Here is a 21,724-nt window from a genome sequence, read left to right on the forward strand (position 1 = left end):
GACATACTATGAATTCGCGTAAAAACCATAACAAAAAGCTTATGTTGCCGGTTCTCATTTTTCTGGTTGGCTGTCTGGTTTTGACAGTAGTTTTATATCATTCATATAGATCAAATTATAAACAGGTACGGAATGTCACAGCGCTTAATGCCACAACATATGCAGAACGACTACAGAATGACATGAACCGTGGAGTTGCAATTACAGATACACTTGAAGAGATAGCAATCAGCGAAAATGGGAAAATTGACAATTTTCAAAAAGTTGCTCGGGATCTGATGGCAGATTTTATTCAGAGTATACAGATTGCGCCTGACGGTGTTGTCACAGATATATATCCGGAGGCAGGGAATGAAGCTGGAAAGATAGATTTGATGCATGATGAAAGTCGTGGAGAGATATGCCGCTATGGAAGAGATAAAAATATAGTCACGATGCAGGGCCCTTTTGATTTAAAACAGGGGGGGCAGGGCATTGCGATTAGAAATCCTGTATATCTGGAGGGGGCAGATGGCTCTCCAGTATTTTGGGGATTTACCATAGTAATTATACGTGTTCCGGAGATATTTACAGAATCAATTCAGGCACTCACAAAATTCGGTTATGATTACTCCCTGACAAAGACAGTTTCCCCTTTGTCTGATGATATAGAGATAGTATCATCATCCGGCAATATTATGAAGAATCCGATTACATTTGAGTTTGAATTTTGCGGCAGTCTATTTGATTTTGAGATAATGCCTGCTGATGGCTGGAGTCATGGGTGGAATGTATTTCCGCAGCTGTTTTTGGGAATATGTGTTATTTTGCTCTTAACTGGATTAACGGTGGTCATCCTTGTGATTGAGAGACATCGAGATACATTAAAAAAATGGCGATAACAGATCCGCTGACCGGACTCTTGAATCGTAAGGGGTTTGACGAACAGCTCAAAAAGGTTATGCAGGGCGATCTTCATATTCATTGCGTGGGTATACAGATGGATATTGATGATTTTAAATTTATAAATGATATGTATGGTCATGTAGTTGGAGATGCCGCACTGAAAAGCCTTGCACAGGACATACAGAGCTATTTCAATGATAATTCTATTATTTGCAGAAATGGCGGTGATGAGTTCTCCGCCATTCTGGTTGACACAACAGAGGAAGAGGCAAGAAAGAAAATAGAACAATTTACTCTTCAGTCACGGCATATAACATATAATGGTGGGGAGCATCCATTTTACATTTCTCTTGGGTATGCAGAATATCCAAAAGATTGTGAAGATGTTTCGGAGCTTATCAGATGCGCGGATATGGCACTTTATGCGGTAAAACTTCATGGAAAGCATAATTGCAGTCCTTATCGAGGAGCTTATAAGATGCAGCACAGAAGCCAGCTTGGGTTTGCACTTCAGGATGTATCAAAGAATCTTCCGGGAGCTTTCCTTATATATATAGCTGATCCTGAAAATGATAATATTTTATTTGCAAATCGTGAACTGATAGAATTTGCTGGCTGCAGGGATTTTGATGATTTTCTTGATTACACAGATCATAGATTCAGAAACCTGGTCCATCCAGACGAACGGGATTCTGTTGAGACCAGCATCTGGAAACAGATTGATGCAAAGACCAGTGGAAATAATGACTATGTAAGGTTCCATTTTGCAAAAAAAGATGGAACATATCTTCCTGTTCTTGATCACGGAAGAATAGTGGAAAACCGTTATTATGGAAATGTATTCTACGTTTTGATCATGGACTGCGCTCTGGTTGAATCTTATTATGATAACAAAACAGGTCTGGAAACTGTGCCAGAATAGCGGATTGGCTATTACAGGAATAGGACACAAAATCTTCACAAAAGAATTAGCACTCACCTATTGACAATGCTAACAACTAGGTGTATAACATAGTCAAAGATAAGGAAAGGGATAAGAAAGAAGAGAAAGAATCCCGAAAGTTTATCTTGACAATTATTTTGAAAGTAACAGTAAACAAAAAGTCTAAGTGCCTTGGGGTTTCATAAGAAACCACAATTTCCGACACTTGTTTGAGATTGAAAGGAGAAATGACTTATGTTACCTAGTATTTTTGGAGAAGATTTATTTGATGATTGGATGAATGACTATTTCCCATTTGGAAGGGATTTTGACAAGGAGTTCAGTAAAGCGTTAGCACCTACCGAGCGTGCTCTGTATGGCAAGCATGCAAAGAACATGATGAAGACCGATGTCCGTGAGACAGACGATTCATACGAAGTAGATATGGATCTCCCAGGATTCAAGAAAGATGAAGTAAAGGTTCAGCTTGCTGATGGTTACCTGACAATTGAGGCTGCAAAGGGTCTGGATAAGGACGAAAAGGACAAGAAGAGCGGCAAGTATATCAGGCGTGAGCGTTATGCCGGTAGCATGAGCAGAAGCTTCTATGTCGGTGAGGGAGTTACCCAGGAAGACATTCATGCAAAGTATGAACATGGCGTACTGAAACTGTCGATTCCTAAGAAGGAAGAGCAGAAGAAAGTAGAGAAGAGTAATTATATCGCAATCGAATAATGTAAGAAATGTGTGATTACTTAATAACAGATGACTAATATTCGTAGAGCCCTCCGTGTATCTGCAAGGTGCAGGTATGCGGGGGGCTTTTTTGCGTTTCGCAATTAGATGTAAATGAGCATTGTTCCAGTGAAAGTGGAAAAATATTATGACTATTTTGGCTGGAATATTGTAAATGTTGGTAAACTTTTTCATTGATATTTACACAGAATATCTCTAAAAATGTTGAAATGGCATTTGATTTATTTGATAATAGTGATTGAGGCTGTTGAGGGAGGACAAGCGGTGAAACGTTATTTAATAAAGGGGGATTTATATGTTCGATTTTCAGCAAATGTATAGAGAAAAGCTGCGTACACCGGAGGCTGCGGTGGAGTGTGTCAAGGATGGAGACTGGGTCGATTACACATCGTCCCTTGGAAAACCTGTACTACTTGACAGGGCACTGGCAAAGCGGAGAGATGAGCTGCACGATGTGAAGATCAGGGGTAATCTGATGGCTGGGCCTATAGAGGTTGCAGAGTGCGATGACAGTCAGGAGCATTTTGTGTATCACAGCTGGCACTGTTCGCAGTACGAGAGAAAGCTGTGCGATGAGGGCAAATGCTATTATATACCGATGGTGTTCCATAATAATGCGGCTTACTATGAGTATTTCCTCCATGTAAATGTGGTCATGGTGTCGGTGGGACCTATGGACAAGCATGGTTATTTTAACTTCTCGGTGAATACCGGTGTGGCTGCCCCTATTGCCAGGAAGGCGGACATCGTGATAGTTGAGGTGAATGAGCACATGCCTAAGATACGCGGTGGATATGACGAGTGTATTCACATATCGGATGTGGATATGATCATAGAGGGGGAGCACGAGCCATTTGCTGATGTGAAAACACAGGCACCGCGGGAGGTTGACCGGAAGATAGCGGAGCTGCTCATTCCATACATAGTAGATGGTTCAACACTGCAGCTCGGTATCGGGGGAATGCCAAATGCGGTGGGTGAGATGCTGGCTCAGTCGGATCTCAAGGATCTTGCCATGCACACGGAGCTCTGCTCGGATGCATATCTAGCCCTGTACAAGGCGGGCAAGCTGACAAATAAATACAAGAACATAGACCGAGGAAAAGGCGTATTTGGCTGTGCCATCGGTTCAAATGAGCTGTATGAGTGGCTGGACGACAATCCGGGAATCGCCGCATATCCACTTGAGTATGTGAACAGGCCATATGTCATATCGCAGATAGACAACATGGTGTCCATAAACAGCTGTGTGGCTGTGGATCTGTACGGACAGGTTGCGGCAGAGAGCAGTGGTTCACGCCAGATCAGCGGAACCGGCGGACAGCTCGATTTCCTGATCGGAGCCTCGGGCTCCCGTGGCGGCAAGGCGTTTATCTGCATGAGTTCCACACACACCGACAGGAATGGAGTGAAGCATTCCAGGGTAAAACCGCAGTTCAACGGAGATATCATCACCTCGCCGAGAAGTCAGGTGTACTTTCTGGCGACAGAGTACGGTGTGATAAACCTTGAAGGACGATCCACATGGGAGAGAGCGGAAGCACTGATATCCATAGCCCATCCTGATTTCCGGGACATGCTGATAAAGGAGGCCCAGGAGAGGAAGATCTGGCGGAGGTCGAATAAGAGATGAGAAGATCATGGCATTATAAAAGTGGGGCTGCGAATGAAAGGAAAATCTAAAAAACAAAAAAGTAGAAATACGAAAAAGCAGAAATATATAAAATTGGCAATTACTCTGAGCATAGTTATTGTCATAATATTGTTCTGCAATTTTCAGAACAAACACCTTGAAACCACACATTATACATATGCGGCAGAGCAGCTTGGCGCAGATCTTGAGGGATATCGCATAGTCCAGATATCGGATCTGCACAATGCAAAGTTTGGCAAGAATAACCAGAAACTGGTGGGCAGGATAAGAGAATGTGAACCTGATATGATCGTCCTGACCGGAGATCTTGTGGACTCAAATCACACAAATGTAGACCGTGCAGTCCAATTTGTGGATGAGATCGTGAAAATATGTCCGGTATACTATGTCACAGGCAATCATGAATATTGGCTTGAGAAATCTGAATATGACGAGCTTATGGATGGGCTTATAGGTGCCGGGGTGGTTATTCTGGATGATCAGGTTGTGGAGATATCCAGGGGGAATGCGAAGTTCAGGCTGGTCGGACTAGACGATAAAAGTCTTGCGGATGGGACACTGGAGGCGTTGCTTAGTGATGAAAAGGAGCTCACGGTCGTTCTTGCACATGAGCCACAATACCTTGTCAGGTATGCCAGCATCGGTGTTGATCTCGTGCTTTCCGGACATGCCCACGGCGGACAGTTCAGACTGCCGTTTGTCGGCGGGATAGTGGCTCCGGATCAGGGATTTCTTCCCAAATATACAGCAGGTGAATATTATATGAATGGCACCGAGATGATAGTCAGCCGAGGCCTTGGCAACAGTGTGATTCCGGTGAGGCTGTTTAACTTCCCGGAGATAGTATGCGTGGAGCTGGTGGGGAAGCATTAGTTATTGTGAGAAAGTTAATGTAGATAAGAAAATGATGTACATAAAAGATCGTGGGAAGATTTTGAGTAGGGATCTTCTCACGACCTTTTAATATATTAGGATTTATTTTTCTCAGCCTTCTAGCTATCGCAGCCTTTCATCCACCTCAACCTTGAAAGGAAGCTTGTTCAGAATGTCATGTTCAAGATCAATTCCCGGGTACACCTCAATGAGCTTAAGTCCCTTTTCAGTGAGCTCAAATACGCATCGTTCTGTGACGTATATAACCCTCTGCCTGTTTGCCAGCGCACGTTTTCCTGAGAAACTGATGCTTCTGACATCGTTTACGAACTTAGGAATGCTTCCCTCGTTTTTGATGGTCACGATGCCGTCATTGTCCTCCACGGCAAGCCCCTTCGTATCAAATGTGAGACAGAACACAACGGTTGCTGTCTTGGCGGTGATATTTGCAAATCCGCCTACACCGGCAAATGCGCCAGGACCCTTGTGGGCATTTACATTCCCGAACCTGTCAACCTCGATCCCGCCCATGAAACAGATATCAAGACCGCCATTGTTGTAGAGATCAAACTGGTTTGCCATGTCATAGATGGAGTCCGCGCCAATGACAGCGCCGAACACCTTGCCCGATGCAGGAAATCCGCCTACACCTCCGGATTCTACGGTCAGGGTTATCTTGTCCAGAATACCGTTCTCTCTGGCATACTTGGATACAGTCTCCGGAATTCCAACACCTATGTTGACTATATCGTCCGGTTTTAATTCCAGAGCGGCCCTTCTTCCAATGATCTCTGCGCTTGTATTGACGACATTCTTTGTCTTGGTACGACCGGAAAGCATCTCAGCCCAGTCCTGCCACTGTGAATATGGAATCTCAAAACTTCCTGTCAGGGATTCGTATGATGCGTGTCTTGGCTCCGGCGGTATCTCAACGATAGCGTCAACCAGACATCCCGGAATAATGGTATTGTGAGGTCTTGATGGCCTTGCCACAAGTCTGTCAACCTGCACGATGACCTTTCCGCCATTTGCCTTTACAGCCTGACAGATGGACAGCGCATCTCCTGCGGTAAACAGATCCTCAAATGAGATGTTGCCCTTGCGGTCGGCAGCAGTTCCCTTGATGATAGCCACGTTGATAAGCGGCAGCTTGTAGTAGAGGAATTCCTCACCATCCAGCTCGACGTATTTAACAAGTGAGTCATCCTTTGATATGTTGTTGATTCCCGGTCCCTCAAGTCTAGGATCGACAAATATATCGAGACCGACCTTGGAGAGTGCTCCCGGAAGTCCGCCGGCCTGTGCACGAATTGCGTGTGAGATACAGCCGAGTGGGAGATTGTATGCCTCAAATCTGTCCTCAAGGACAAGCTTCTTGGTGCTGTACATGGCTCCGAAATGTCCACAGATGATCTTGTCAACTGCGCCGTCTCTTATGTATCCCTCTGCCGCCTTGTTCTCATCCCACGCGCCAAAGCCCGCGCTTGATATAGCGGTGAGGTGCTTCGGCGAACCTGTCCTCTGGTATCTTTTATATAATGCCTCGTGAAGCTCGATTGGAATATCTATGCCGAGAAATGAGTTGAGTGCGATCACATCTCCGTCATTTATAAGATCCATTGCCTCGTCGGCTGTCATTATCTGGTACATTTGTTCTATCCTTTCGTTTATATAAAAATCAATCAAAATCTGCTATGAATTTATTAGCAGGTTACAATATGATAACATTCTTTGTAAGAGTTCTGTATCCTTGTTCTGACATAAATCAACAAGGGCAAAGAGCTCAGGATTCTTGTTTTTGTCAATTACGATTTGTGTCGCGGCCGGAGAATCCGAAAGACCGGTCAAATATTCAACAGATGTGTTAAAACATTGAGCAATAATTTCCAGCGTTTGCTGAGATGGGACTCTCTCTCCGTACTCATATCTGCAATATCCTATTTTGGAAAGATTGAGTCTCCTGGATGCTTCAGCCATAGTAATTCCCATATTTTCTCTCACAAATTTTAATCGTTCTGGAATTAATTTAGCAGACATTATTATTCCTCCTAGACTAAATATTGACAGTAACCATTGGATAATATAAAATAGATATATCCAATGGTTACTATACAACAAATAATAGCCTTATTCAACATTTAATATAGAATAGAGGGAGATATATAATATGCGAAATGAGGACAAGTTAATAAAAGTAGCACATTATAACACTAAACTCAATTCAGTATTAGGTTTTGATTATAGTGCTTTTACAATTTATAGATCTAAGGGATTGTTGACACATCTTATTAAAAGAAAGCATTTTGTTGCTGCAAAATACATTGATCGTTTAGATGATATAATTAGTCATCCAGACTATGCAGGATGTTATAATGGAAATATAGAGTTGGTTAAATGTTATAATGACAATATTTTTGTTTCAATCAAATTAGATGAAAAGGAATCAAAATATTATATTGCTACAGTATTTGATGTAAAAAAAGGAAAAATAGATTCATATGTAAAGTCAGGCAGATTGGTGCCGATATGTAGTAATATATTTGGTTAGATAAGATATCTTGACTTTATCGGTAAGCAATGGTATCATCATTGTATACATTTGACAAGCAGGAAAGGCACCCTGCGCTCCCTCGGGAACCTGATATGATGGATACGCCGCCCATCCAAATGTAAACATTAAATACTTAAAAATGTCAGATAAATATGAGCAATGATTTGGAGCTTATATCTATCTGACATTTTTAATTTGCGTCAGCAACGAGCTAAAGCGTGCTGCTCCTTGTTCCCTAATTAGGATATTTGATCAGATCGTACATCTTACCATAAGCGCCCATATAGCGCACGCCCTCAAGCTCCATGCCGAGATGCATGTATTTGTCGCACTTCGACTTGGCATCAGTCTCAAGGATGACTGGAACGTGCAACCTGTTTCCCTCAGAGAAAGCCATGTCAAGAACTTTTCTCATGTATCCCTGTCCCTGGTATTGTTCGCGGACGCAGACCATGCCGACGAATATAAAATCTTTCTTCTCTTTCTTCATTCGATCTTGAAGAGATCTGCCTCCCTTGGACAGAGCTTTTCCCATGCGGATCATCTCTTTAAGGCTCATGTTGTGAAACAGAGCTTTGAGGATAGCCATGCCCGCCTTGAGATTCATTTTTTGTCCTGGCAGGGTGTAGGCGATATACCCCTCGCCGCGTTCGCTAGTCGCGTAGAGCATTTGCCCTTCAAATGCCATACGGACGTAGACTGCTATGTAATTTGCCACTGCCTCTTTGCTGCTGTAGAACACGCCCATACCTGTTTCTTGCCCGTAGTCGTAATATCCAAACGCATGGCCGATATCCTCGGCTGCCTGTTCATCCCATTTTGTTATCTTCATAGCATTTTCTCCGTTCAATAATTGTGTTGTAATTTCTAATTCCACCCATACGGTTAGATACATCTAACCGTAATCATATTATCATATATAGAGTGAAAATGAAACTATGATCTCATTCAGGATGACATGATAGAAATATATGAAGATGTGAAGGATGCCGATGTCATAGTGTTTGCATATGAAACATCACTACTAAAACAATACATTTGTATTGAATTGGCATAAATTAAGTATTATAATTTATAAAGAAGCGGTGGAGTTGCATATTATTAATACTAGGAGGTGCATGAGAATGGCAAGCACAATACAGGTAAGGGTAGACAATGATCTTAAGTCAAAATCAGATAAATTATTTCATGATCTTGGAACAGATACTACGACAGCTATAAGAATTTTTCTTACCCAGGCAGTTGCAAATAATGGATTTCCATTTGAGATAAAAAGGGTTGTTACAGATCCATATGTGGCAATGACAGAGGAACAGATGATAGACAAACTGGCGAAGTCAAGACAACATGCTGAAAAAGGTGAATGTCGTGATGCTGATGTTGTGATAGATGATATGAGGAAGAAGTATGACTTATGAGGTGGTTTTGACAAAAGATGCAGAGAATGATTTGGATAATTTTATTCAATATCTCTTATTTGAAAAACATAGTAAACAGGCTGCAGCAAATGTTCTTCAGGACTTTGAGAATACGAAAAGAAGTTTGGAAAAAATTGCTTCAAGTTTGAAACTATGTGATAATCTGCGCTTGAGAAAGCTGGGATATAGAAGAATTAATTTTGAAAGACATAGATATTTTATGTTATATCGAATAGAAGGAGAACGTATTATAGTAGATAATATATTTCACGAATTACAGGATTTTGAGGGGAAAATGATATAGAACAATCCGTAGCGCAATTAACATTAAAGAGTGGGAAGCAATACAATACGCTTCCCACATATTTTTCTTATATGAGTAAGTGTATGATAGTGTATTTCTATTTGAGATAAAAGTATTGCTGTTGTGCGGACATATGCTTATAATTAAGGATAGATGGAAACACTACTTATGAAAGGAGATGCTTTATATGGCTACAAAATCTGCAAATTTATATGCAAGGATTGAACCAGATGTCAAAGAAAAAGCAGAAAGTATCTTGGCTACACTGGGTATCCCTGCTTCTAGTGCTATAAATATGTTTTATAAACAGATTATCTTACAGAGAGGACTTCCATTTGAAGTAAAAATACCATATGACAGACCTGTTGACATCAGCACATTATCAGATGCAGAGTTCGATGAAGAATTGGAGAAAGGATATGCTGATATGCAGGCTGGACGGACGAAAAATGCTAAAAAGGTCTCTACTGACATTCGTAAGGATTATGGAATATGATATATGAATTAGAGATATCCGAGCAGGCTGACAATGATCTGAGAGGAATTTTTGAATATATTGCCTTTGAATTACAATCTTCTCAAAACGCAAGCGGACAGCTTGACCGTCTGGAAGAGTAGATATTAAGTCTGGATACGATGCCGGAGCGTTATCGAAGATACGAGAAAGAACCGTGGAAAAGCCGTGGACTTCGTGTATTACTAGTAGATAATTATGTGGTATTTTATATTCCTGATAGCGATAAAAAGGTTGTAACCATTCTTAGAGTAATGTATGCAGGACGTGACACAGACAATCAGTTAAATCTATACACAAAGCAATAGGGTAAAGCAAATGCTACAGCAGCATAAAACTGCTGTGGCATTTTGTGTATATAAAACCATGTAATTTTAACTCAAAAGCGTTATATAAATTCCCGTAAGTATCGCAGTCGTTATAACTCCGTAGATATTTGCGCCCAGGGCGTAGTCGAGAATAAATGCTGAAGGGTCAGCCTTGGATGCCGCCTTCTGGGCGACCTTTGCGGTAGAAGGTACGCATGACACTCCGGCAATACCGACAGTAGGGTTGAAGTTTCCACGTTTGAAGAGGTATACGATGTAGCCTCCGACTATTCCGCCGATACCTGAGAGGAGCAGCGCGAGCATTCCAAGGATCAGGAGCTTGAGCACCTGTTCATTCAGGAACCAGCTTTTGTTTGGATGTGATCTTGCTTTTTCTCTGTTCCCTGACGATGGCTTTGCCTCTTATGCTCTTCGGTATGAGCAGCTTGAGTGATGCAAATAAAACCATAGGTCCGTCCGCACCGCCGATGATGGAGACTGCGGCTGAAGAACCGGCATCGAGGCCCATTGCCCTGGCGATAGGGTATGTAAGTATGGTGCCCGCCTCTGAGTCCGTTGCTGAATGTGAGTGTGTATATCGGCTGCAGAAAATCTATCTGCATATATTTCATCAGGTCATCGATGGATGAAAGCGGGGGATTGATGATCAGATTTCCTGTCTGGTTATTTTCAAGGAACAGGACACCGGCACAGTCAAGAAGCTCTTCGAAGCCTTTGGCATTTTGTCTTCTCCTGGTAAGCTGTTCGCCGGTCCTTACATTGTATACTATATTTGCTTCTATGATCCGATTTGCATCGGGGGTCTTTATGTCCCCGCTTTCAAGGGATGACTCGGCATGGCTGTCAGCTCCTTTTTGCTAATAACACCCACAATATATCCAATTGAGAAAATGGTGTCAATGAACCGCGGGGGAATTGGGGGTATCTGAACCATATCTTTGCCGAGGGGCAGTACGCTTTCCCGGTTAATATGCGAGTACCTAATCTTCACAAAATCTTCACAAAATAATTAGCACTCACCTCTTGACATTGCTAGCATAGAGGACTATAACATAGTCAAAGATAAGAAAAGGATAGCACAACCGGTGGTGCAGATGACCGTTCGGCATATGCACTGCAGATTTCTGTTATATAACATTTTAGGAAAACAGAAAGGAAGTGTTCAAAATGGATAAGAACCCAAAGCATCCATTGAAGAAAAAGAAAGTAGTTCAGAAGGTATATGCGACAGCAAATCATAACGCTGCAGCAGCTGAAGAACCGGCTACACCAAAGTCAAAAAAGCATAAATAGTATATGAGACAAAGGTCCCCTGTATCTGCATCAGGCAGGTATGGGGGACTTTTTTGTCGTGGGAACAGCAATATATAAATTTAATTTCTGAATATGGGGTTACTGATGTATAATATATATAACAAATATTTATGGGATACATTGTCGGACTTGACAGACTGATATATTTTCGAACTAAAATATATTGAGTGTTGATGGGATAATAGATTTGGGACACATGGGGAATATGAAAAATATGGAGAATGCGGAAGGAACGGAAACAACAGATAAGGTCAGAAAAACGGGTAAGCTGGATGAGAAGCTTTTGCCGCCGGACAAGCTTGTACTGCCTAAGGCCTCTACGCCCCAAAATCAGAACAAGCTTAATATGAAGATACTTCTGGTGGAAATTCTCATTGTGGCAGTGATCGCTGTGATCGTGATAGTTATGGCAGTAAATGGTAAGGGCAGGAATCCTGACATGAAAGGGTATTACTATAGAGGGCGCTGGCATCCAATAGGATTCGCCGGCATAGATCTGTATGGTTTCATTATGCTCATACTTATGTGTATTGGCCTCGGAGTGATGCGGGTAATCCCGGGTACTATAGCGGATTTTTCGACAAGACCGGGGAAAGAGAAACGTGGGGAGCTTGAATCTATCAGGAGAAATAATTATGCAAAGCATTTGTGCAGATTGATCGAGATCGATAAGACGGAAATTTTGGATAATATGAGAGATAGATTCAATCCTGTAGTCCAAATCCTTTTTTCGGAGGCGCAGGCTGAATGTCTGAATAGATCGAGGGCCTGCAATCATCTTATGGTCAGACTGGGGCTTGGCAGTGTGGATATATCTGATCATGTGGTGGTTCAGGAGGCTGGCGGAAAGCGGGAGAGAGAGGTACAGCTCACAGACGTTGCAAATGAGGTGAAGATAAAAACGGCAGTTATCCACGACTTGCCGGTGGTGCTGGATCTCAGCCGTACCGGGGTTATAGGAATAGTAAGTGATGGAAATAAAAAGAGTGCATTTGATATAGCGAGAAATATCATAGGCCAGCTTGAGATAAATGAGACAAATGACAGGATTCAGCTAGCATTTGCCTGTGATCCGGGTGATGGTGAATGGGTAGGATATGATGAGCTTTATCTGGCGGACCGTAAGAATGGAGAAATCTCTTTTGCCGCAGGAGAAGCTGATGTGAAGGGCTTGTTAGACATGCTGGCAAATGAGCTTCAGAAAAGAAATGGTACTCTGGATTATTTTGTGAACAGCGAGAATGTAGGCGGATATAGGCATATAGTTTTGTTTGTTGACGATCCCGGACTTCTGGAGGGGCATTTGATAAATCGGTACATTTTGCCGGGGGAAGAAAATCTGGATTTTACAGTTGTCGTTCTCTCTGATGATGAAGAGAAGTTTATTTTGGAGATGGACTGTGAGATAATACAAAATGATGATTTTGCGGGAATATATAAGCCTGGAACGGAAGAGTGGATAGAGATCAAATTTGACAGGGTGACCGAGGCAAGGCTGTGGAGCCTGGATGAGATTGTAAGAAAGAACAGTGAAAGGATGGTGCAGGATGAGCTACGTAGAATTTCGAGATGTAAAGAAAGTATACAAGACAGGTGAGGTGGAGATCAATGCTCTGCGCGATGTGGATTTTGAGATAGAAAAGGGAGAGTTCTGCGTTATAGTTGGAGCCTCTGGTGCGGGCAAGACTACTATCTTGAATATACTTGGCGGTATGGATACTCTGACAAGCGGCAGCGTGAAGCTGGATGGCAGAGAGATATCAACTTTGAATAAGAGACAGCTCACGGCATACAGAAGGTATGATGTGGGATTTGTATTCCAGTTCTACAATCTGGTGCAGAACCTTACAGCACTTGAGAATGTGGAGCTTGCGGCACAGATCTGCAAGGAACCACTGGATGCTGCGACAGTTCTGAAGCAGGTGGGACTTGAGGATCGTATGGCGAACTTTCCGGCGCAGCTCTCAGGTGGTGAGCAGCAGAGAGTTGCAATAGCGAGGGCACTGGCGAAGAATCCGAAGCTTCTGCTCTGTGATGAGCCGACCGGAGCTCTGGATTACAACACAGGGAAGGCAGTGTTGAAGCTCCTTCAGGATACATGCAGAAATACGGGAACGACAGTTATAGTCATAACGCACAACCAGGCACTCACAGCCATGGCGGACAGAGTCATCACGGTTAAGAGCGGAACTGTGGAGAAAGTGGTTATGAATGATAACATCAGGAACGTTGAAGATCTGGAATGGTAGGTGGCCTATGAAATCAATGATGAGACGCACGACATTTCGTGAGATAAAAAATACATTTGGAAGATTTGCAGCCATCATGGCGATCATAGCTCTGGGCGTGGGATTCTTCTCGGGTCTCAAGATGACGAAGCCGGACATGATGAATACCATATCGAATTTCCTTGACAAGGGAAATTTCTATGATCTGCATCTTCTGTCAACTCTTGGATATACGGATGATGACGTGGATTCATTTGCCGGGGAGAAGGATGTGCTGTACGCTGAGGGCGGTTATAGTCTGGACGTCCTATACAAGAACCAGGGTGAAAATGACAGGGTGTTGAAGACTATGTCAGTTCCGGAAAACATCAATAAACTGAGTCTTGTGGACGGACGCATGCCGGAAAAGGAAGATGAATGTGTTGTAGATGCCAAGATGGACAGTATAAATATAGGTGATGTCATAGAGGTGGCAGATGACGATGCAGCAGAAGGTGAGGACAGCAGTACACAGGATATCCTTAAGGTGAAGAAATTCACCGTTGTCGGAACTGTCAACTCCCCTCTTTATATTAATTTTGAAAGAGGCACCACAACCCTTGGAAATGGTAAGATCGCGGGCTTTGTATATGTCAGCCCTGAAGCATTTGACAGCGAATGCTACACCGATGTATATGTGAAATTTGACAGAAAGTTTGATATGTATGCCGATGAGTATGAAGACTATATAGACGATAGGAAAGACGAATGGGAGTCAATATGTAAGGCCAGTGTACTGGACAGATATAAGGATATCCTCATGGCAAAGGGTATGACGGAGGATATGGTGAAGGACATAACGCTGGATGATGCAGATGGTGTGAATTATTACATACTCGGCAGGGAGACGAATATCGGATATGTCTGCTTTGAGAGCGATTCAGACATAGTGAATGGAGTTGCAAAGGTATTTCCGGTATTCTTCATATTGGTTGCCGTGCTCGTGTGTATGACTACCATGAACAGGATGGTTGAGGAGCAGCGCTCTATGATAGGTATGCTGAAGGCTCTAGGCTATGGCAAGGCGGCGATCATGGGAAAATATATGATCTATTCGGGAACTGCGGCTGTAGTAGGATGTGCAGGTGGATATCTTATAGGTACATATGTATTTCCGGAGGTTATCTGGTATGCATATCATATGATGTATATACATATGCCGCTTGAGAGAACCACAGACTGGACGCTGGTTATTGGCGTGCTGGCAGCATCCCTTTTGTGCACTGTAGGTACAACCTGGTTTTCCTGTAGATACGAGCTTTCTGAGACTGCGGCAAGTCTTATGAGGCCTAAGGCTCCGAAGCCGGGCAAGAGGGTGTTCCTTGAGCATATACCATTTATATGGAAGAGACTGAAATTTCTGAGAAAGGTAAGTGTCAGAAATGTATTCAGATATAAAAAGCGTTTTTTTATGATGATAATAGGAATAAGCGGCTGTACTGCGCTGCTGCTCACAGGCTTTGGAATAAATGATTCCATAAGCGGATTTGCGGACAATCAATATGGGGAGATACAGGTCGGAGATGGAGTGATAACGCTGAATACACCGATTGCGGGTGATAGAGAAGATGAGCGCTTCAGTAGTCTGAAAGACCGGCTGGAGGAGGATACCTCCTGCTATGATCTCGTCAGTGAATCTACCTGGGATCTGGTTCATGATGGTGGCGTAAAGTCCGTGAACATGGTCATCATGGAAGAACCTGAGCACGTTGACAGGTATATGAAGTTGGCGGATAAAGATGGTGCGAAGATAGAATATCCGGGCAAAGGGGAAGCTGTGATCAATACTGCGCTGGCAGAACAGTACGACATCAAAACGGGCGATGTAATAACGGTCAGAGACAGCGAGATGAAAGAGATAAGAGTTTCCGTATCAGGCATATTCAGGAATCATGTATACAACTATGTGTATATATCACCTGAAACATATGAGGATCAGATGGGGGAAGCACCTCAGTACAAATCGGTGTACTTCAATCTTGAGGAAGGCGCAGATTCGCACGAGATATCTGCTGATCTTATGGGTGATGCAGCAACAGCATCAGTGACTATCAACAAGGATATGAAGAACAGGATATCTAAGATGATGGAGAGTCTGAATTATATAGTAATTGTAGTTATACTCTCGGCGGGTGCGCTTGCATTTATCGTTCTCTACAACCTGACAAATATCAATATCACAGAGCGAATCAGGGAGATAGCAACCATAAAGGTTCTGGGATTTTTCAAAAACGAGACTTCAGATTATGTGTTCAGGGAGAACAGAGTCCTGACGACATTCGGGATCGCTGTGGGACTTGTGCTTGGAGTGTTTTTGCATGCATTTGTCATAGGACAGATCAAGGTGGATATGGTCGCATTTGATACATATATAGCGCCGATGAGCTATGTGTACAGTATCGTTCTGACATTTGTGTTCAATTTCCTTGTCAACAGAGTCATGTCAGTCAAGCTTGATAAGATAAATATGGCGGAATCGCTTAAGTCGGTGGAATGATCCTTTCATATATGGCATGTAACAGAATAGTTTAGATGTTTATTACGATCCACAGGGCGTACAGTATAGACGGTACGTTCTGTGGATTTTTTTGCAAAAAAGTTGTTTTTACCTCCTGTTACTAGCCTTTTGGTTAGTGTACATGGAAAAACACAGCAATTATAATTGTAAATATATTATTGATACCAGAATGTGGCAGCTTAAAACGGCTGGTGTTCATGGCTGGTTTTTTTAGTGAAAGGGAGGAAGAAATTATGAGAAAGAGGGCGATAAGCTGGGCGCTGACGGCCAGTATGGTGCTATCTATGCTGTCCGGATTTATTCCCGGACAAAAAGCATACGCGGCGGACAGCTCGAAGAAAACAGGCAAGACGGTGGTCGAGACGGAGATTGACGAGAGTACATACAAAGCTCTGGGTCTCAGCACCGATATAGACAAAAGCAAAGCTGCGGTGCCGTATGACAAGGATAATATATCTACATTTGCAGAGGTGAATGAGGTATACGTTGCGGCAAACGGCAATTACAGAAACAAGTACACTGTGCGAGACGGATTTGACAGGATTGGAGATTTCAAGGACAGGACTACAAAGGTAAACAGCAGCCTTGGCAATCTGTACGGAGCGTATGGTTTCTATGATCTTGGCAAAGATAATGTGAAAGTGGAACACGGCGGATCGGGAGACAGTAACATAAGTAGCAACATGGGAAATGTTCTAAAAAAGGACAGTAATGGTTTTAACGGCCTGTATGCGACAAGCGTTGCATTTGATGGAGGCGACGGAAAAACCAACTACGTTGCGGAGCTAAGAGTACATGGAGATAAAGTATTCAGTCCAGCTGGATGGAAAAGTATTAAAACTGTCATAGACGGCAAGGAGTACCGCGGAAAGATAGATGTGAATATTTTCAAGATAGCAGCTGATGGTACAAGATCTTCAATTGCTACGCTTACCCCTACTTTAAACAAGAATTCTACATATGGCGATGGACTTTTGTATTTTATCAGAAGATACCAGCAGGAGCTGGATGCGATGTTTGAGATCGAAAAGGCCGATCTGAATGGAGATGGTTTTGAAGATCTTCTCGTATACTGTGGAACTTACGAGGATAGAAATATAAACGATCAGAACATACGCTATGCCATAGTCGATGTATATTATGGCAAGAGAAACGGCAGGTTCACAAAGGGAAATAATATAAGCATACCGGGCGGGCTTGCATCTAATTATGAAAGTGGAGCGGGTGGATCGTGGTGTGATTATGGAATAGGAAGAGCTCCTGTGGTAACTCTGGCCGGCGGTGATCTGGAGCAGGATGGCCGGGATGAGGCCGCGGTTGCCGTATCTGGATCAGTTCAGAATCGCAACATGGCAAAGGCAGGTCATATGACCGTCTATACATATAAAGACGGCGGACTTGTCCCTATAGAAGGTCTGAATGAAGTGTCACTTGGAGACACAGATGGCAAAAAACAGAACTACGGAATGTATGCTGCAAACTGTGCATTTGGTCGGTTTAAGTATCCCGGATCAGGAGCCATGGTCACAGGACTTATAGTTGGTGGATATTATTCGAGCAATTCTCAATATTTGCAGATGGAATATGAAGCCACGCAGGCTGCATACAGATACGTATACTACGATAGTCGGACGGATAATTATGTGTTGTCAGATTATCATACGAGAAGCCTGGGGACTAAGAGTAAAGAAATCGTGAAATATCACGAGGTTAAAAATAAAGAATATTACAGACCTGTGAATGCACCTCTGGCGCTTGCGTGTGCAGACCTTAAGGGCATGAACGGCAATAATGAAAATGACAGTGTGCTTTTTGGCGCAGAGGTATATGCTTTCTCACTGGAAGATGGCGGAATAACAGGTTCGGAGATAGGAAGCATGAGTATATGTACCGACCAGCGCAATCAGGGCAACGACAAGAAGAAAAAAGATCAGGTGTGGATCGGCGATGTCAGGGTTGGCTGTGTCGATAAGGATGCCAAGGGGAACAATTACAGACAGAGTTTTGTGTGCGTTGTGGGAGTGCACAGAGAGAAGAAACTCAATGATAAAGATGATTATTACTGGCTGGACATAGCGACATTTTCTATGGATGGCGGCAGCCCATACAGCAGTCAGGAGGGTGTAGTATGCCAGTCGAACAGCAGACAGGATATGTATGGAACATTTGTTTCACTGTGTCTTCCGGATATTGATAATGACAGTGTGCGGTTAAAGTACGAGGGAGAGTATCCGGTATACACAAATCCAGAGGTCTATGCAATCCTTCAGGCAAGTCCGTATTTTGATGATGTTCAGGAAGTATATGAATATGTAAATAACGGTGGAACATCATATTCAACAAGCAAAGGTTCATCGAACACGGTATCAACTAACCTGTCAATATCAGTTGGCGCGTATGTGTCGTCGGAGATCCAGCTCATCGGAGCAGGTGAGGTAGAGGTTGAACTTTCGTATGGAGCAAGCTTTGAATATGCAAATACAAAGACAACGGAATATGAGATGACATATAATGCCGCAGGTGGAGGTTCTGATCAGGTTGTTCTGTACTGTTTGAAATATATGTATTACGAATACTCCATATATGATCCGATTGCGAGAAAATGGGAGCCGGTGGTTATGCCGGTATGTCTCGGACCTTCAACTTCAATCATAGATGTGGCAGATTACGACAAGGTTGCAAGAAGGAGCAAGGGTCTCAACGAGATATATAATAATATTCTGAATAACACAGCGGGAGACCCTGCTACATACCAGACTCTTGGAGGTAAATTAAAGTACACCTATCAGTCAGGTGGAAATAACAATTATTCTTCTGTAAATGCCAGCTCTGGTGCAGATCAGACTCAGACGATATCTGTGACTGATGAGAACGAGTATTCGACTGAAGTGTTCCTTGAGGCGAACGAAAAGCTTGGTGCTGGAGGCGGAGGACTCGGTAATAAGGTCATTGTCGGTGTGACATCAAGCCAGCATGCGGGTCTTGGTTACACCCGTGTAAGCTCGAATGGTGTTACATACAGTGGAACGGTGGACAATGTTCCGGCAGACTGCACAGGCTTCTCATTTGACTGGCAGCTGCGGGTGAACACTGCAAAGCTGAACAGCGACAGTGATTCAGTGTTCGTCATTGGCTATGATGTTAAGAATGTTGTTCGTCCGGCGCGTATGCCGATGGGACTTTCTGTTGTCGACACAACGAGAAACAGTGTCAGTCTTGAGTGGTCACCGTCCAATGATGCAGATTACTATGAGGTCTGTATCGTTGATGCAGGAGGTAATTACAACAGCAAGGCAGTTGTGCCATATACAGTTACTGACTATGAAGTGAAGGGACTATATTCCAACAGGACTTACACATTTGCGGTGAGAGCTCTTCAGGCAAATGGTTCAAAGAGTCTGTTCAGCCGTCCGGCAACCGCGACGACACTTCAGGACAGTTCTAACTTCCATATAACAAAGAACCCTGATGATACAAATACGTTTGCCGGTGGAAATGCAGAATTTGCGGCAAATGCGGTTTATTATGATGGGGATGGAGTAAACCAGAGCGTTGGATACAACTGGCAGGTTAATACAGATAATGGATGGAGAAGCGTATCGACAGGAGGCAGCAATCCTACGCTCAGACTTACTGATGTAAGTGATGAAATGGATGGAAACGAATATCGATGCAGAGTTTATTACAACGACATCACACTCTACACCAAGACTGCAACACTCACTGTAAATAAGGCGGACAGCAAGGTCATGCTTCTGGCGCACAACGATACCGAGAATAAAGATCTGTCGGATGGCAGCGTAGTCAGGGCATCGGGCTCAGAGACTACAAAGGTGGAGAACGTGACTAAGGAGAGAAATCTTATAACAGTAACATCCGGAGTCAGGGAATATATTCTTGTCAGCGACGGAACAAACTATATGTGGAAAGATAGTGACGAGAATTACTATCCATGCAGAGTAAGCGTCAAAAAGGACAGCGACGGTTACGTGGATGAATCACAGACATTTAAAGCATCTGATGTGGGCGGCGCGGCATATGGTGTGAGTGAATCAGATTTCATCGCAGATATTGATGGCAATACTTACAAGCTGACCAGCGTAAATGCGGCTGACTATGCAGGTGAAAAGGTGTCATATGCATCTGATGATGTTACATATGACAGGATACTCGCAAAATGGGTATCAGAGGATGGCAGCAAGAACTTCTATCTTCTCGGAAACACATCGGGAAGTGAAGACAGTACGGTGTACTATTATGTGGCAGATAGTGAAAGCGGAAGTTTTACGATGACTTCAAAGAAGACTCTTAATGTGTCAGATACTGTCAAGGTGGTCCAGACTGATCTCAAATCAGTATATCAGACCAAGACGGTGAGATCTGAGACCACAGGGGCAGAGGTCACATATACAGGAGACAAGATCACACTCAGCTGTCAGCCGAAATCACTGTCAGGTGAGGACGTACAGGGAGATGTGGAATTTGTCATTACAGGGCCTGAGATCAAGCGCATAGCTGGTAAGTACGACAGAGCAAATGGCTGCTATACTGCACAGTGGGAGCCATCCGGACAGGGAATATACAACGTATATGTATACTTTGCAGGAAATAAACAGTACAACGACAGTATATCTGACTCGATGTCTATATATACCTCATTTGAGGGAAAGACGAACATGAATCTGACCATGCAGGATAATGTAAGATACGGAGATTCGGTGAAGATGTCTCTGGAGAGAGTGTCATACGACAATACAGGAAAGCTTCAGGATATCACGGACGATTCAGAATACACAGTTAAGATAAAGAATAATAAGACAGGAGAATTTGAGGACACAGACAAATACGAACTTGCAAACGGCGTGTTTATACCGAAGTCTATTGGAATGTTCCAGATAACGGCATCAAATGGCGGAGACAAGACTCAGAAGAATATAAATGTTGGAAGGGCACAGCTTGAGATAGCTGCCCAGGATACAGAGAAAAGTGTAAATGATTCTGTAAGAGAGTGCGAGGATGCGGTGATAACAGGTCTCAAGGCATGGGATACCGACATAATGCCTCAGAGAGACAGGGATTACGAGCTCAGATCATATGGAGTAAGTGGGCTGCTGCCGGGTATATATGATATAGATGTTGCATACGTCAAGGTGGACGATCAGCATTCACAGGTTATGAATGAACTTGAGAAGAACTATATAATAAACCTGGTTAAAGCATCATACACACTGACAGGAAACGTGTACACAGTTACTGCCAGGCCGGCAAATACACATGGTACAGTTTCAATCAAGTACCAGCAGCCTGGAAATGAAAACAGTGACGGACTCACAGTTGACAGTGGAACAAGACTCCCTGAGAACTCAACGATCACTTTAGCTGCTACTCCTCATAAGGGATATAAGGTTAAGAGCTGGTC

General features: G+C 43.2%; 21 protein-coding genes. 16 read left to right on the forward strand and 5 right to left on the reverse strand.

What is annotated here, in order from left to right; translation table 11 throughout:
- Window positions 1-182: 182 nt before the first annotated feature.
- From ABUA34_RS06655 to ABUA34_RS06675, 5 genes are all read left to right on the forward strand, one after another.
- Entirely contained in the window at window positions 183-881 is a 699-nt protein-coding gene (locus tag ABUA34_RS06655) for a CHASE domain-containing protein (RefSeq protein ID WP_349823043.1), read from the forward strand.
- Window positions 872-1,807, forward strand: coding sequence for a sensor domain-containing diguanylate cyclase (locus tag ABUA34_RS06660; protein ID WP_349823044.1), 936 nt, complete (start codon window positions 872-874; stop codon window positions 1,805-1,807). Before ABUA34_RS06655 ends, ABUA34_RS06660 begins: the two co-directional genes overlap by 10 nt.
- Before the next feature lie 255 nt (window positions 1,808-2,062).
- The gene (locus ABUA34_RS06665) at window positions 2,063-2,542 is read left to right on the forward strand and encodes an Hsp20/alpha crystallin family protein (RefSeq protein WP_022216070.1); all 480 of its coding nucleotides are present in this window, start codon (window positions 2,063-2,065) and stop codon (window positions 2,540-2,542) included.
- A 334-nt stretch (window positions 2,543-2,876) separates the two neighbouring features.
- Window positions 2,877-4,196 carry an acetyl-CoA hydrolase/transferase family protein gene (locus tag ABUA34_RS06670; RefSeq protein WP_349823045.1) on the forward strand — a complete coding sequence of 440 codons (1,320 nt, stop codon included), beginning with the start codon at window positions 2,877-2,879 and terminating at the stop codon, window positions 4,194-4,196.
- 93 nt (window positions 4,197-4,289) lie between these two features.
- Entirely contained in the window at window positions 4,290-5,090 is an 801-nt protein-coding gene (locus ABUA34_RS06675) for a metallophosphoesterase (protein WP_349823046.1), read from the forward strand.
- Between the two features lie 123 nt (window positions 5,091-5,213).
- Here ABUA34_RS06675 and ABUA34_RS06680 read toward each other — a convergent pair whose 3' ends face one another.
- Window positions 5,214-6,740, reverse strand: coding sequence for a CoA-transferase (locus ABUA34_RS06680; protein WP_015534080.1), 1,527 nt, complete (start codon window positions 6,738-6,740; stop codon window positions 5,214-5,216).
- A 42-nt stretch (window positions 6,741-6,782) separates the two neighbouring features.
- Window positions 6,783-7,127, reverse strand: a complete 345-nt coding sequence (locus ABUA34_RS06685; protein WP_022216066.1) for a helix-turn-helix domain-containing protein — start codon at window positions 7,125-7,127, stop codon at window positions 6,783-6,785.
- 130 nt (window positions 7,128-7,257) lie between these two features.
- Here ABUA34_RS06685 and ABUA34_RS06690 point away from each other — a divergent pair, with 130 nt between their 5' ends.
- Window positions 7,258-7,638, forward strand: a complete 381-nt coding sequence (locus tag ABUA34_RS06690; protein ID WP_022216065.1) for a PBECR3 domain-containing polyvalent protein — start codon at window positions 7,258-7,260, stop codon at window positions 7,636-7,638.
- 238 nt (window positions 7,639-7,876) lie between these two features.
- Here the strand turns inward: ABUA34_RS06690 and ABUA34_RS06695 are convergent, their stop codons facing one another.
- Complete coding sequence (locus tag ABUA34_RS06695) at window positions 7,877-8,491, reverse strand: GNAT family N-acetyltransferase (protein WP_349823047.1); 615 nt, start codon at window positions 8,489-8,491, stop codon at window positions 7,877-7,879.
- Between the two features lie 274 nt (window positions 8,492-8,765).
- On the opposite strand from ABUA34_RS06695, the gene ABUA34_RS06700 reads away from it, so the two are divergent.
- The 5 genes from ABUA34_RS06700 (at window position 8,766) to ABUA34_RS14365 (ending at window position 10,185) form a co-directional block, all read left to right on the forward strand.
- Window positions 8,766-9,059, forward strand: a complete 294-nt coding sequence (locus tag ABUA34_RS06700; protein ID WP_015534078.1) for a type II toxin-antitoxin system RelB/DinJ family antitoxin — start codon at window positions 8,766-8,768, stop codon at window positions 9,057-9,059.
- Window positions 9,049-9,363, forward strand: coding sequence for a type II toxin-antitoxin system RelE/ParE family toxin (locus ABUA34_RS06705; protein ID WP_015534077.1), 315 nt, complete (start codon window positions 9,049-9,051; stop codon window positions 9,361-9,363). Before ABUA34_RS06700 ends, ABUA34_RS06705 begins: the two co-directional genes overlap by 11 nt.
- A 187-nt stretch (window positions 9,364-9,550) precedes the next feature.
- A complete protein-coding gene (locus tag ABUA34_RS06710; protein WP_015534076.1) occupies window positions 9,551-9,859 on the forward strand; it encodes a type II toxin-antitoxin system RelB/DinJ family antitoxin in 309 nt (102 codons plus the stop codon).
- Entirely contained in the window at window positions 9,856-9,981 is a 126-nt protein-coding gene (locus ABUA34_RS14360) for a hypothetical protein (protein ID WP_015534075.1), read from the forward strand. The genes ABUA34_RS06710 and ABUA34_RS14360 overlap by 4 nt, the downstream gene beginning before the upstream one ends.
- Window positions 9,982-9,999: 18 nt before the next feature.
- Window positions 10,000-10,185, forward strand: a complete 186-nt coding sequence (locus ABUA34_RS14365; protein WP_442852314.1) for a type II toxin-antitoxin system RelE/ParE family toxin — start codon at window positions 10,000-10,002, stop codon at window positions 10,183-10,185.
- Between the two features lie 66 nt (window positions 10,186-10,251).
- On the opposite strand, the gene ABUA34_RS06720 is transcribed toward ABUA34_RS14365, so the two are convergent.
- Together ABUA34_RS06720 and ABUA34_RS06725 are read right to left on the reverse strand one after the other, a co-directional pair.
- Window positions 10,252-10,533 (reverse strand): sodium ion-translocating decarboxylase subunit beta, encoded by a 282-nt coding sequence (locus tag ABUA34_RS06720; protein ID WP_055145690.1) that lies wholly within the window; start codon window positions 10,531-10,533, stop codon window positions 10,252-10,254.
- 4 nt (window positions 10,534-10,537) lie between these two features.
- Entirely contained in the window at window positions 10,538-10,714 is a 177-nt protein-coding gene (locus ABUA34_RS06725; RefSeq protein WP_238050747.1) for a sodium ion-translocating decarboxylase subunit beta, read from the reverse strand.
- Between the two features lie 659 nt (window positions 10,715-11,373).
- Between ABUA34_RS06725 and ABUA34_RS06730 the strand changes: the two genes are divergently transcribed.
- From ABUA34_RS06730 to ABUA34_RS06750, 5 genes are all read left to right on the forward strand, one after another.
- Window positions 11,374-11,499 (forward strand): hypothetical protein, encoded by a 126-nt coding sequence (locus tag ABUA34_RS06730; protein WP_015534073.1) that lies wholly within the window; start codon window positions 11,374-11,376, stop codon window positions 11,497-11,499.
- 235 nt (window positions 11,500-11,734) lie between these two features.
- Complete coding sequence (locus ABUA34_RS06735; RefSeq protein ID WP_055272459.1) at window positions 11,735-13,117, forward strand: hypothetical protein; 1,383 nt, start codon at window positions 11,735-11,737, stop codon at window positions 13,115-13,117.
- A complete protein-coding gene (locus ABUA34_RS06740) occupies window positions 13,068-13,769 on the forward strand; it encodes an ABC transporter ATP-binding protein (protein WP_022058060.1) in 702 nt (233 codons plus the stop codon). Before ABUA34_RS06735 ends, ABUA34_RS06740 begins: the two co-directional genes overlap by 50 nt.
- Window positions 13,770-13,776: 7 nt before the next feature.
- Complete coding sequence (locus ABUA34_RS06745; RefSeq protein WP_349823048.1) at window positions 13,777-16,284, forward strand: ABC transporter permease; 2,508 nt, start codon at window positions 13,777-13,779, stop codon at window positions 16,282-16,284.
- Window positions 16,285-16,538: 254 nt separating this feature from the next.
- Window positions 16,539-21,724: fibronectin type III domain-containing protein (locus tag ABUA34_RS06750; RefSeq protein ID WP_349823049.1), on the forward strand; the 5,186-nt coding region annotated here is incomplete at its 3' end.

It is taken from the genome of Coprococcus sp. RTP21428st1_C9_RTP21428_210409 (assembly GCF_040227395.1).
GTDB classification, from domain to species: Bacteria; Bacillota; Clostridia; order Lachnospirales; family Lachnospiraceae; genus Coprococcus; species Coprococcus aceti.

Bases quoted from the DNA above. Each gene is read 5' to 3' on its own strand.
- ABUA34_RS06690 (WP_022216065.1), top strand. From the start codon at position 7,258: ATGCGAAATGAGGACAAGTTAATAAAAGTAGCACATTATAACACTAAA.
- ABUA34_RS14365 (WP_442852314.1), top strand. From the start codon at position 10,000: ATGCCGGAGCGTTATCGAAGATACGAGAAAGAACCGTGGAAAAGCCGT.
- ABUA34_RS06730 (WP_015534073.1), top strand. From the start codon at position 11,374: ATGGATAAGAACCCAAAGCATCCATTGAAGAAAAAGAAAGTAGTTCAG.
- ABUA34_RS06700 (WP_015534078.1), top strand. From the start codon at position 8,766: ATGGCAAGCACAATACAGGTAAGGGTAGACAATGATCTTAAGTCAAAA.
- ABUA34_RS06660 (WP_349823044.1), top strand. From the start codon at position 872: ATGGCGATAACAGATCCGCTGACCGGACTCTTGAATCGTAAGGGGTTT.
- ABUA34_RS06735 (WP_055272459.1), top strand. From the start codon at position 11,735: ATGGAGAATGCGGAAGGAACGGAAACAACAGATAAGGTCAGAAAAACG.
- ABUA34_RS14360 (WP_015534075.1), top strand. From the start codon at position 9,856: ATGATATATGAATTAGAGATATCCGAGCAGGCTGACAATGATCTGAGA.
- ABUA34_RS06710 (WP_015534076.1), top strand. From the start codon at position 9,551: ATGGCTACAAAATCTGCAAATTTATATGCAAGGATTGAACCAGATGTC.
- ABUA34_RS06670 (WP_349823045.1), top strand. From the start codon at position 2,877: ATGTATAGAGAAAAGCTGCGTACACCGGAGGCTGCGGTGGAGTGTGTC.
- ABUA34_RS06745 (WP_349823048.1), top strand. From the start codon at position 13,777: ATGAAATCAATGATGAGACGCACGACATTTCGTGAGATAAAAAATACA.
- ABUA34_RS06685 (WP_022216066.1), bottom strand. From the start codon at position 7,127: ATGTCTGCTAAATTAATTCCAGAACGATTAAAATTTGTGAGAGAAAAT.
- ABUA34_RS06655 (WP_349823043.1), top strand. From the start codon at position 183: ATGAACCGTGGAGTTGCAATTACAGATACACTTGAAGAGATAGCAATC.
- ABUA34_RS06705 (WP_015534077.1), top strand. From the start codon at position 9,049: ATGACTTATGAGGTGGTTTTGACAAAAGATGCAGAGAATGATTTGGAT.
- ABUA34_RS06740 (WP_022058060.1), top strand. From the start codon at position 13,068: ATGAGCTACGTAGAATTTCGAGATGTAAAGAAAGTATACAAGACAGGT.
- ABUA34_RS06665 (WP_022216070.1), top strand. From the start codon at position 2,063: ATGTTACCTAGTATTTTTGGAGAAGATTTATTTGATGATTGGATGAAT.
- ABUA34_RS06725 (WP_238050747.1), bottom strand. From the start codon at position 10,714: ATGGGCCTCGATGCCGGTTCTTCAGCCGCAGTCTCCATCATCGGCGGT.
- ABUA34_RS06680 (WP_015534080.1), bottom strand. From the start codon at position 6,740: ATGTACCAGATAATGACAGCCGACGAGGCAATGGATCTTATAAATGAC.